At 39.6% G+C, this 12419-nt stretch carries 9 protein-coding genes; all 9 read right to left on the reverse strand.

The window, feature by feature from the left end; genetic code table 11:
* Positions 1-581 (reverse strand): sulfatase-like hydrolase/transferase (locus BLU80_RS14965; protein ID WP_211481871.1); only part of this gene is annotated, 581 nt, incomplete at its 3' end.
* Positions 582-730: 149 nt separating this feature from the next.
* Complete coding sequence (locus BLU80_RS14970; protein ID WP_091400074.1) at positions 731-2470, reverse strand: RagB/SusD family nutrient uptake outer membrane protein; 1740 nt, start codon at positions 2468-2470, stop codon at positions 731-733.
* Between the two features lie 30 nt (positions 2471-2500).
* Positions 2501-5683: a SusC/RagA family TonB-linked outer membrane protein gene (locus tag BLU80_RS14975; RefSeq protein WP_091400146.1), complete on the reverse strand. Its 3183-nt coding sequence runs from the start codon at positions 5681-5683 to the stop codon at positions 2501-2503.
* Positions 5684-5759: 76 nt separating this feature from the next.
* On the reverse strand, positions 5760-6854 hold the full coding sequence (locus BLU80_RS14980) for a FecR family protein (RefSeq protein ID WP_091400076.1): 1095 nt from the start codon (positions 6852-6854) through the stop codon (positions 5760-5762).
* Positions 6855-7027: 173 nt separating this feature from the next.
* Positions 7028-7546, reverse strand: coding sequence for an RNA polymerase sigma factor (locus BLU80_RS14985; RefSeq protein WP_170831256.1), 519 nt, complete (start codon positions 7544-7546; stop codon positions 7028-7030).
* Positions 7547-7991: 445 nt separating this feature from the next.
* Complete coding sequence (locus BLU80_RS14990) at positions 7992-9224, reverse strand: AAA family ATPase (RefSeq protein WP_091400080.1); 1233 nt, start codon at positions 9222-9224, stop codon at positions 7992-7994.
* A 124-nt stretch (positions 9225-9348) separates the two neighbouring features.
* On the reverse strand, positions 9349-9519 hold the full coding sequence (locus BLU80_RS19770) for an AAA family ATPase (protein WP_211481872.1): 171 nt from the start codon (positions 9517-9519) through the stop codon (positions 9349-9351).
* Between the two features lie 518 nt (positions 9520-10037).
* Positions 10038-10835: a hypothetical protein gene (locus BLU80_RS15000; protein WP_211481873.1), complete on the reverse strand. Its 798-nt coding sequence runs from the start codon at positions 10833-10835 to the stop codon at positions 10038-10040.
* A gap of 10 nt (positions 10836-10845) precedes the next feature.
* The gene (locus BLU80_RS15005) at positions 10846-11868 is read right to left on the reverse strand and encodes a type IV toxin-antitoxin system AbiEi family antitoxin (protein WP_091400085.1); all 1023 of its coding nucleotides are present in this window, start codon (positions 11866-11868) and stop codon (positions 10846-10848) included.
* Between the last annotated feature and the right edge of the window lie 551 nt (positions 11869-12419).

Here is a 12419-nt window from a genome sequence, read left to right on the forward strand (position 1 = left end):
CCGATGACCAGACAAAAGGGCTTTGTCGTATCCCTGTTCTTTAACCAGTTCTCACTTAAATCGGTAATGACGTTGGTAATATATCCGTTTTTACGCGTCGTATCATTATTCATATCAATAAAGTCCGGATTATAATAATAACCTTGTTCGGGTACAATATTAAAATAGGAAAAATGTTGTGGTAAACTACCCAGATGCCATTTACCAATCCAGGCCGTCTGATATCCGGCATCTGTCAGATAACTGGCAAAGGTTGGCTGAGCAGGATCAAATTTGGAAAAATTATCTTCAAAGCCATTTAAATTGCTGTATTTACTCGTCAGTAGACAAGCTCTGCTGGGACCACAAAGAGAATTGGTAACAAACGCATTATAATAGGTGGCTCCCTCTGAAGCCAGTTTATCAATGTGTGGAGTGGCTCCATAGGGAGATCCGTAGGTGCCAATGGATTGATAAGCATGGTCATCAGAGACGATAATCAGGATATTGGGACGACTATCTGTCCTTGAACCAGTTTGTGCACTTAACCTAACAGCCCAAAAGGACATCAGCCCAAGTATTGCAAATAACGATCTTTTCATAATAATAAATATTCTCTGTTATACACTCAAAGCCTCGCCTGCATTCAGACAGCATTTGCCTGCCAGGCTGGACTTAAATCACCCGTTAATTAAATTATAAATAGTTGAAATACAATATATAATCTTGAAAATAAAATAATCCTTACTTATTAATACCCGAAATTTTGATCACCTGCCGTAATCTGGGTATTCGTATTAAGTTCAGTTTGAGGAATAGGCTCTAGTAAGTTCTTCTTTAAAAAGTCATCACTCAATGTACCATTATTAAAGAGGCGATCTTTATACGTATTTAAGGAAACAGCACTATTGCCAGCAAAAGCTGCTGTAATATGGTCATTATTGTTTCTTTCCAGTACATGCTTAAAGTACTCCGTTCCTCGTCTTCTGACATCGTAAAAATTATCCGGTTCTCCTGCCAGTTCAAACAACCTTTCATTAAAAATCTTATCTCTTAAAGCGGTCTGAGAAATACTTCCACTCACATTTTCGGGATAAGTAGACGTTGGAGTTGCCGAATTCCTGGCCCGGGTCAAGACCTGATTAATCAAGGAAACAGCGACCGCTGTATTACCCAGCTCATTATTAACATCCGCCATCAGCAACAAAAAGTCTGCATACCGATACACCAATATCTGTTTATTGCCCAGCTGTGCCGTTGCATTAGGATCAATATATTTGGCATAAAACGGCCAACCTTCATTCGATCCGGTGGAGGCGGTCCAGACAGCGGCAAATTTTGCATTTTGCGCTGTAATCTCATCGATCGTCGGATTGGTCGGATCTGCCAATTTAGAATAATCCAAGGAATCGACAATTGTTTGCGCTACCCCATTCACCGTTGCTGAATAAGAAATATTCGGGTAAGCATAGCTCTTCTTACTATTAGACAGTGTTGTATAGCTATTTGAAAAAGCCACCTTTAATCTTGGATCATCGGGATAAGTACCTTTAAACCAGTTATAAAAAGCCTTGGAGGGTTTAAACCTTGCCCAGGAGATACCCGTTGTGGATCCATATGGAGCAAACAACCAGCTGAGCCGGCTGCCCATTCCACTTAAACTGGTAGATACGTTGAGTTTAAAAATGGATTCCTTTGTATCATTTTCTCCGGTCACAAATAATTGGTTGTAATTGGACTGAAGCGCATAAACCCCTGCATTGATTACAGAATCACCATACGCTTTCGCTACCCCCCAATTGGAAGAGGAGCTGGCATTCTCCTTACTTCCCAGTGTCCAGTAAAGCTTAGCCAGATAAGCATAAGCCGTGTACTTTGTGGGCATAGAATAGGTGCTCTGATCGCTGGTAAGTTCCTCTGGCAGATACTGGGCCGCAAATTTCCAATCTGTTGCTACCTGGTTATATACCTCAGCCACCGGAGTGCGGGCCATATTTAAACTATCAACATCCGAGGCTGCTATTCTCAAAGGAACATCTCCAAAGATGCCAGCTAAATTATAATAGCATAAGCCCCGGATAAACCGGGCCTGAGCGGCATAATAATTCTTCTGGTCAGTTGTAAGTGAGCCTCCCTCTATATTCTGTACAAATGAATTACACTCCCCGATCGTTTTATAAAAGCCTGTCCAGACCTGCCCTAAGGTACCATTGGAATTCAGGGTATTTAAGGAGACCAGGTAGTCCTGATCGCTCCCATTGGTCTGTGCCCAGCTAAGGCCTGAAGCGCCCAGGGTCAATTCAAAATAAGCCTGACCATACCCATTCCAGTTTATTAAATAACCGTAGCATGCGTTCAGCGCTGTCTGTGTTGTCGTTGTATTATCAAAAACATTCGTACTATTGACGGAGTAGTCAGGAGATTCGTCCAGTAGCTTATCACAAGAAGTGAACAGCATCCCGGCCAAAATTATAAACAATAACTTTTTCATAATTAATATTATTAGTTTAAACCGTTAGCATTAAAAGTTGACATTTAGTCCAAGGATAAAGGTTCTGGAGTTGGGGAATGAGTTCATATCAATTCCAGGCCTCAAGCCATCAAAAGCAAATGAGTTTACTTCGGGATCAAAGCCGGAATATTTCGTGATCAAAAATAAATTCTGACCTGAAGCATAAATATTCAAGCGGCTAAGTCCTATTGATTTTGTCACTGCATCCGGGAAAGTATATCCAAGCGTAACACTCGATAACCTAAGGTAACTTCCACTTTCAATATACCTGTCCGTTACAACGTTATAAATTGCTTTAGTGACACTTGGATAAATGTTGCTGGGGTTTTCTGTCGTCCACATATTTTCAAATGCCTCCGCACTAAAGTTACCAGATGAGGTGGATGGTGTCGCCAGGTCTCTTAAATTTGCATTTAAAATCTGATTCCCGTAGACGCCGGTAAAATTGGCACTCAAATTGAAATTTTTATAGGTTGTATTCAGGTTAAACCCATAGGTGAATTTCGGATTCGGATTGCCTATAATGGTCATATCCTTGCTATCAATGACTCCATCACCATTTTGGTCGACAAATTTAATCGAACCCGGGGTCGGAACCGTATTATTCAGATCCTGCGTAACCTTGATGTCATCGCCTGTCTGGTAGATACCATCTGTCTTATATCCCCAGAAAAGCCCGGGAGCCATCCCTTGGATAAATATATTGCCAACTCCATAATGATCTCCCAGTGAATTACCCAGATATCCAACATAAGAACTACTGCCAAAGGTACTTTCAGGCAATCCTAATTGAATGATTTTTGATTTATTAAAGCTGATATTACCACCCAAAGAGAAACTAAAATTATCTTTTTTAATAATATCTCCATTCAGGCTAATTTCAATCCCCTTATTGGACAGGGAGCCCTGGTTTAAAATCACGCTGCTGTAACCAGTGGACACCGGAATATTCTTATTAATCAACAGATCATCTGTTTGTTTTCTATATACATCCACAGTACCTGATAATCTGGAATCAAACAAGGCAAAATCCACACCTGCATTATAAGAGGCAGTGCTTTCCCAGGTCAGGTCCTTATTGGACAGGCCGCCCGTATTAATACCTAATAGAATGCCACCTTCATTATCTGCATAATAAGAGCTTTGAGAATAAAAATCCAGTGTCTGATATGGACTGATGGACTGGCTACCTGTTTTACCGTAACCCAGACGTAATTTTAACTGATTCACCCAGTCGACACTTTTCATGAACTTCGCCTTCTCCATTCTCCAGGCAATGGCTGTAGAAGGGAAATACCCCCAACGGTTATCTTTGGCAAATTTACTGGAGCCATCCGCCCTGAAATTTGCGGTCAGCAGCAGTTGATCCTGTAAGAACGAAAGGTTCACACGGGCCAGGTAGGAAAGCAACTGAAAATCACTTTGCGCCGGTTGATAGACTGTCACATTAGAGGCATAGTTCATTCCATTAACGGTCAGCAGGTAATTTTGAAAATCCGCACCAACGGTGATTTTATTTAAGGAGCTGTATTTATCATAAGTAACACCGGCAAGAGCCGATATATTGACAATGCCCCGTATATTTTTATTATAATTCAACAGGTTTTCTACCGTAAAGTTATTTCTATTCATATTAGAAACACTCAGGTAACCGTTGTTATTAAAACCCTGGAACAGCTCAAGGCCAAACCATCTGGAGCGGTCCTGTATGGTCTGATTCAATCCGCTTCTTAGATTATAAGAGAAAGAATTAGAGATCTTCCAACTAAGATTCATAGAGGCCCGAAAGGTCTTCTCCGTAGTCAAGTCCTCATAATCATTGATCCAGGACAGTGCCGTTGTCCTGGCATCCGTAGAGGAGGTAAGTGTAGGATCATCAGCAGGATATTCGAATGGAACGCCGTACAGGGCAGCATTCACTATGGAGCCTGTAGCCCCGCCTCTGGAGTCACCTCCATTCATCATATTGTTTTTACGAACACCCCCACTTAAGCTCGCTGCCAATTTAAGACGATCCGACAAGTCAGTATTCAGGTTCATTCTGAAATTACCCACCTTCATGCTGGTTGCGTCTATTACACCCTGAATATTCTTATAATCTGCGGAAAGGTAATAGGTTGTCTTACCTGCACCACCATTCACGGATAGATTATAGTTTTGGGAAATAGCGGTTCTAAAGGCTTCATCCTCCCAGTTCTTTTCCTGAATCACCTTATAGCTGCTGGTGTCGGCCGGGTCATAAGTATTTCCAGCAAATACATACCTGGTCTCACCATCTACGTTATAGAATTGCTGCACACCTGATTTGGCATAAATCATTTCCCCATATTGTTCCAGATTGAGCATCTGTGGCAGGCCCACCGCCTGAGCCGTAGTAACATTAGAATTAAAGTTCACCTTAGCTTTGCCAACCTTTCCTTTTTTAGTGGTAATGATAATTACACCATTCGCACCTCTGGAACCATAAATAGCCGTAGCAGAGGCATCCTTTAATACCTGGACACTTTCAATATCACTAGGGTTTAAAGTAGTCAGGGGATTTTCAGGAATCTGATTATCTCCTAATTTATTCGCGTCAAACTCACCGGTAGAAGGCTGAGGAACGTTATCAATAATATACAGTGGCTGATTATCACCGCGAAGCGAGTTGGCGCCTCTGATAACTACAGACGAAGCAGCTCCTGGCCCTGAAGCCGAGTTGGTCACATTCACACCTGGCACTTTTCCTTGTAACATCTGATCCACGGAAACACTGGTGGCTGCTTCATTTTCCGTGGGGGTGTAAGAGGAAATAGCTCCTGTCAAATCGCCACGGCGAGCGGAGCCATAACCAATAGAAACCACATCGTCCAAAGTGCCGGCAACTTCCTTTAACCGGAAAAGTATGGAATTATGCTCTCCAGCATTAATGGAAAAATGGGTTAAAGAGTCATCAGCATACCCCACATACGAGAAGTAAAAGTTATAGAAAGTGCCATTATTTAATTTGGCCTTAAATGCTCCATTCTCATCGCTGACAGTAAAATCTGCAGCATGTGAAGATTCATTTACAACTTTCACGGTTACTCCAGGTAGGGACTTGCCATTTTGGGTCAGTACCGTTCCTTTTACCTGTGTAGTATTTTGAGCGGCCCCCCTTATGGCAATCAGGCTTGCAAGCAGTAGCGTACCAATTCTGAGTTTAGATTGCATGTTTTTACATTTTTTTAGGCAATAAAATAGCTGCATCTTTAAAATATAAAGATGTAACTAAACCATTTATATGAATTTATAGCTTAGTTTTTATGATAATATGATTTCCTTGTATCTGATAACGCAAATCATTCATGGAGCAGATTGTCTGTAGAATTGTTTCAATTGAATCCGAATAATAAATCGTTCCTGTAAACTGTAAATCCCTGATATCTGCGCTATCTGTGTCTATTGAAACTTTATATGTTTTCTCTAATTGCTTGAATGTGGAAGCCAGCGATGTCTTGAAAAAACGCACGGACTGGTTGCTCCATTCTACAGAATTTACCGAATTTTGTTCAGCTAACAAAGAAGATTCACTATTTCCCTTGTCTGGTTCCGGTTTTTCTTTTCCAAATTCACTAACCAAGGCAGTCCCCCTTAGCTTATCAATCATAATCTGCTGACCGGGTTTTAAAACCCTTGTTTTCATAACAAATCCTTTGTCACTGGAGCCGACAGATACACTGCCTTCCAGGAGCCTAACTGTGACTTTATTAGACTGCTCTGGGCTTATCACCCAAAAGCAGGTGCCTAAGTCTTCAGTAATGATGCCCTTTGTATGAATGACAAAAGGACGACTGATGTCATGCACAACCGTAAAGCGTGCCTCTCCCTTTAATTCCAACTGCCTGTTTGCATTAAAGTCACCTGTATACGCAACCTCTGCCCCCTTCATCAATGTAACCTTAGTACCATCCGGAAGTAAAGCATCCTTTGGCTGCTGATGCAAATTTCTCACCATGGTAAATACAGTGCTTACAGTTGCAGTCACATCGGCTTTATTACGACCCAATAACTTTGAAAGATTGTTACCGAGATATCCATTGCTTAGCATGATTGCCAAAGTCAGGCTGGCGGCGACCCCTGCAATAATAAAGAACTTCTTAATGGGACTTTTTTTGCCTTTGTCCAGTACACCGGATGATATCTCGTCCCACATTTTTTCTAAAACAGATGCATCGACCGTTTCACCAGAATTAAAATCCTGCCAATCCTCATCTGGAAGATACTCAGCCAACTGTTCGGCATTAAGCGTCTTTAAATAAGAAGCGACAATAGCGGCCTGCTCCGTATCACTTTTGCCGCTTAAAAAGCTTTCAATTTGTTCTTTTGTAACTTTTTGATCCATCTGTTAAATATATGTACGTATGACAAAGGGAAATTCCTTATTGAATTAAAAAAAAATATAAAAAATTTTAGGGAAAAACGCCAGCAATTACGTAAATAGATGACAATGAAAACAATATGAATTTTTACAAAATTCCTTTGACGACCCAGTCATTTCTTTAAATGATAAAGAGATTATAAAAAGATCAATGATAAAATACTGCGGAGTTGTTTAAGTGCCTGATAGACATGATTATCTACCGTTTTACGGGAGATCTTTAATTGATGGGCAATTTCTTTATAGGCATAGCCTTCCATATGAGAGAGCTCGATCACTTTACGGCGTATCGGGGGGAGTTGCTCTAGAGCGGTCCTAAGCTGTTGTTTTTCTTCAAAGCTATTGCTACATTTATTACCGCTGTTAAGTTCATGATAACTTAATTCAGCTTCCTTTTGCTTCACCTTCGTGGCTGATTTTCTTAGAAAATCAATAAAGATGAGTTTGGCTTTTCTAAAAAGCTGCGCCTCCAGCGGATACTCGCTGGTTAAGGTCGAACGATATTCCCAAAATTTTATAAAAGTAAGCTGAGTTAGTTCCTGTGCACTTTGATCAACATGCGTCTTTTTAAGAAAATATAAATAGAGCCGCTCGCTCCAGTCGTCATAAAACTGCCTGAACGTAACTTGATTCCCTATTTTGATTTCCTCCAACACGTAGACTAAAATTTGAGTCTAAAGATAAGAGAAATTTAATGTTCCAAATTATATTATGTATGACTTTTTCTAATTTTCAAACAATCACTTGATTTCTAATGGAAAGCAGGTATGGGCTAAAAATTGCAAAAACGATTCTTCTAACCAATACAGCGTAAATAGCTTTTCTGTATATCAGAAACTTTCAAGATTGAAGTAAGTTTCAGTACGGCCAGCACTACTGGCGGGTTGACAGATGAGATCCTTGTATCTGGTTACTATTTTTGAATTGCATCTTGCCAAAATCAGATCAGCTATCACGCTTGGGTCCGGCAGCATCCAGCATCCAGGCAAGAGCTCAGGTTCCGTACTTTTTATGCGACATAGTGGTTACAAATTAAGATAGTATGATAACAAGGCGACCAGCCTTCACTATAAATTTTATCCTGAGCCAAAAATTCTAATACTACTGTTCTTCTGTCAGAAATTCAGCCACTTCATGGTCTTTGGAGGAGAAAGTGATGCCGACTGCGATTTTCTGTCTGGGATCGGTTAAATATGGCTTAAGGTAACCTTTATCTTTAATCTGATGTAGCGCCTCGGCAGCAGTCCCGTCCAGCTTAAACTCCAGCACATATATATAATCTGCAGTTTTGACCAGTACATCACTTCTGCCCCTTGCACTGTGCACTTCAGTAAAGACGTCAACACCCGCCAGACGGAAGGTCAGAAAGACGATAATATTAAATATAGATTCCGTATCTGCTTTCCAGTGGTCATAGGCAATGGTTGAAATCAGAGTATTTAGCTGAGTGACAAGATGCTTAATATCGCAGCTATTCAGGGCTTTTTTGATACTAGCAATGATGGCCACTGAATCCTCCCAAGGGGCTTCCCGGTAGAGGCTCAGCAGGCCATCCAACAGGCTTGCCTTTACTTCCCGGTTCGGACAGCCAAGCTCATAGATCTGATCATCAGAAGAAATATTTTTAATGGTCAGATACCCGGTCTGGAAAAGCAGGGAACCCGAATTGGGATTATCCGTGTCAAAGGTCGATAAAGCAAGGCTGCCCATTTCTATGCCTTCAACATCATAAACCGCCCGCCTTTTAAGCTGCTGGATTAAAAAAGTCGGGGTTCCGGTAGTGAACCAATAATTACGAAAAACCGGGTCTTTCAAAAACTTAAGTAAAGAAAAAGGATTATACACCCATTCCTTCATATTCCAGGTATAGCCGTTATACCAATCTTTGATCTGGGGTAGTATGTCGGGCTTGTTTTTTTGTAGTTCCGTGATTTCCCGGGAGAAATTCTCCTCCAGTTCGGATTGAGTGATTCCTACCAACCCTCCGTAATGACTGGACAGGGTTATATTATCCAGGTTATTCAAATCTGAAAAAATACTTACCTTACTGAACGGGGTTACCCCAATAATCAATAACAGTTGAATATACTTATCATTTCCTTTGAGAATAGAATAAAAGCTTTTTAAAATGGAACGGTTCGTTTCCACCATATCCCGGTCATCCAGAAAATCGATAATTGGTTTATCGTGCTCATCAATCAAGATTACCACTTTACCTCTCTCTGCCAGCTTTTCTAATAACTCCCTTAACTGCAGCACAATACCTTTGCCTGTTAATTCAACTCCGTACTTTTTAGCATTTAAACTAAGGTCATAAATGATTGCTGCACTCATCCCTTCTTATTTGTAAGGTAACGCTGCAAGGTCAAAGTGAATTACCGGATTTGTCTTGGTCCAGTCCCATTTGTCACGAATAAAAAGACCTTCAAACAGTTCTCTACTGCCTTCAAATAGCTCTTTAATGGGTACTGATTAGCAGACTTTTGCCAAAACGTCTGGGGTGAGTAAGAAAATAATATACGCCCGTTTCCACGAGCCTGTGGATGACTTCCGTCTTATCAATATAAACATAGCCACCCTCCCGGATTTCCCGGAAACTCTGCAAGCCAATCGGATATTTGCGAATCATAATTCAAATATACAAAGGTTCCAGCTTATAATGTATTGATTTTGTATACCACTAAATTTCGAATCACCCTTTTGTTTTTGGGGAAATTCATTAAAATCAAATAAACATGAGATATAATCCTTACAGCAATCCGATTTTTACTAATACTGTTCTATTTTCTTGATTTTTGAAAGTCATAGTCATTGGAGATATAGAAATTGTTTAAGCTACCAAACTCGTTCCGATGAGGATACTTCCTACACCTCACGCAATCGAAGTATCACAACTGGGCTGTTTTGTAATCGAAAACTACCGTGGAATTAACCGGTTTAGATAAATCGTCTCTGAATACACCATTTACTCTGCGAATCAGCGTAGATCTAGAATTCACTGGTAATTAATCCAAATTTGATCAACCCACTTTAAATTACACCTTACCTGTAGATGAGAACAACCCAAATGAGCACATGGCAATATAAGTAGGTTTAACTTCAGAATACCTTTTGTATACTAACTTTGCTAAAGTCTGGAACGAGGTATTACTCTTGTATGCCCCTTAGGAGGTTTTCCAAGATTACACAATTTGTTTCAATAGAATTCTCAAAATATTGTGTCATTATGCGAATCATTCGACTATTAATTGAATCCTTAATATTAAACCTAATAAGTTTCTGCAACCTGGTATAAATGTTCTGGTTTGTGTTGATAATCTTTTTGATTTCCCTTCCTAAGACCGTTGCGGAAACCTGAATTAATTCCACGTCCTCATCTGTAAACAAGTCAGAATGATTTTCCCATATTTCGTTATCGTTTATTTCGAAATAATGATTTAATATCTCACAAATGTCAATTAAATCTGTTTGACGGATTTCCGGGCGGTCTTCCCATGCCAAAAGTTTTAAAATGACAATTCCAGGCAGTGTGCAACATTTAAATTGATGTTTGTCCTCTAATTCGATCTTCGGCAGGCCTGATAGATATATTTCTTTAAATGCTGGCACGTCTATATTTGTAAAACCGGTACCAGTGACCGTCACACTTCCATCAAAATCCTCGATTGCCCCAAAAGGCATAAGGTCTATAATGATTCTGTCATTCCACAATAATGCAAATGCATTGTCATGCGTGGGTATGAAATTTTCATTTTCAACGAGGTAAGCCCGCAATAATTCGAATTTACCTTTGTCATTTATCAACACCCCTAAGTCAATATCTTTAGTCGTTCTACTTGGTTTAATGTCATTAATAGCTTGTAACCAAATATCGCGAGCTACTGCGCCGACCAAATAGTAGTCTATTCCAAAATTCTTAAATCCTCTTTCTAATGCGTCAAGCATTTCGCAGTGATTACTGTCCCATCTGATTTGATTCAAATTGATTTTGAAGGTAGTCATTATAAATTTTTTGAGCGGTGTCAAAGCTTCGCCTATCACCAGCGTTTATTAGATCCGTGTATACAAGTAATGGAGGTACTGTATTAGCCTCTGTGGCATTCTCCCAAAATCTTTGGTATATCTTAATATTGCCATTGTTGTCTGGAATTAGCTTATAATTTTTCATCAGTTCAGCTTTTGTTTCGGTAGTATACATTGTCAATTCGCCAGGGTGCAGGTAATCAGTGAGTATATCGCCGGCAGGTTCTCCTCCCCAGGCTGTCTTTTCTATATTCAATTCCATGTTTTTCCAATTGCCGAAATCCTCCTTTCTGAGAAAACGAAACGTTCCAATGAGAAGTGTCGGTTTTAACCGTTCTTCGTAAGCAGTTACCCACTTTTGAAGCAGTTCCTTCTTATTATTCAATACTAGCCTTTTATCATCAACACTTGTTATGAAATGTAGCTGCTTTAAACCTGTTATAACGTAATTAATATTTCCCAACGCTACGTTGGTGATTTTTGCGATTTCTCTGTACGTAAGATTAAGTAGATCCTGATCGACTAAACAATTAAAAAGTACTTTAAGACCTGTTTTAGTGAATGCACGGTTCCCTTTTTCATTTTTAGCAGGGATGCTCCTTTGCCCATCCAACCAAAGTGTAACACCATTTCGCTTTAGAAAAATATTTCCGTTTGCTTCAAGATATGCTACTCCAGCCTGCCTTAATGTATGCTTTATATTTGGAAAAAGACTGCGGGCAACTACGATGACAGGACTGCTTGTTAGATTGTTTGCTAGAATTGCAGGAATCTGAACGTTCCTAATCGTGTCTCTTACAATGGCATTAAACAAAAACAGTTCACCATCCATGATAAAAGTAATTTTCCCATCTGTCTCATTTAGAGGAGTTGCTTCCCATTTACCAGTGATTCCGGCATTTTCCTTCAATATCTCAAGGGCATGGATTACTATTTTATCTCTATTATTGTTCATAAATATTAATCGTTCACGTTACGTGAACATAACAAATTTGTGAACAAAGATAGTGATTAATGTTTAAAGGGCAATCAAAAAACAGTTTAAATCTTAGACTTTACATATCAAGGCATAGATTTAATAGCTAAAATTCCATTGCGTAAGGCGTTTTAATATTTATCGGTTAGACCGGTAAACATTAACATGGGGTATTGCCTGTTTCAATTATTGCTGAAATTGTATTCCAGTTTCAGATTGTTCACCTCAAAGAAAGACCCGTTATCTGCCATACTGGCCAGGAAACCAAGAGTTCCGTAACCGGGTTTGGCAATTGTAAAGCTGATACTGATATTATTATTTACTAGTGACCAATCCAGACCAGACTAAAAATTATTTTAAAAATGCCTTTTACCAGGATCAGATTCATTACACATTAAAGTATTTAGGATTTAATTAATACAGTAATTACTACGCATCCTTTAAGGCCAGCCTTCCTTTCATTCACAACTATCAATGATTTTGATCTGAAGTAGGTTTAAACTTTTTAAATATAAAAAAAAGGAACATTA

The sequence above is a fragment of the Arachidicoccus rhizosphaerae genome (assembly GCF_900107765.1).
Lineage (GTDB): Bacteria > Bacteroidota > Bacteroidia > Chitinophagales > Chitinophagaceae > Arachidicoccus > Arachidicoccus rhizosphaerae.

Coding starts and splice junctions, on each gene's coding strand:
- BLU80_RS14970 (WP_091400074.1), bottom strand. CDS start 2,470: ATGAAAAAGTTATTGTTTATAATTTTGGCCGGGATGCTGTTCACTTCT.
- BLU80_RS15005 (WP_091400085.1), bottom strand. CDS start 11,868: ATGAACAATAATAGAGATAAAATAGTAATCCATGCCCTTGAGATATTG.
- BLU80_RS14975 (WP_091400146.1), bottom strand. CDS start 5,683: ATGCAATCTAAACTCAGAATTGGTACGCTACTGCTTGCAAGCCTGATT.
- BLU80_RS15000 (WP_211481873.1), bottom strand. CDS start 10,835: ATGCTTGACGCATTAGAAAGAGGATTTAAGAATTTTGGAATAGACTAC.
- BLU80_RS14980 (WP_091400076.1), bottom strand. CDS start 6,854: ATGGATCAAAAAGTTACAAAAGAACAAATTGAAAGCTTTTTAAGCGGC.
- BLU80_RS19770 (WP_211481872.1), bottom strand. CDS start 9,519: ATGATTCGCAAATATCCGATTGGCTTGCAGAGTTTCCGGGAAATCCGG.
- BLU80_RS14990 (WP_091400080.1), bottom strand. CDS start 9,224: ATGAGTGCAGCAATCATTTATGACCTTAGTTTAAATGCTAAAAAGTAC.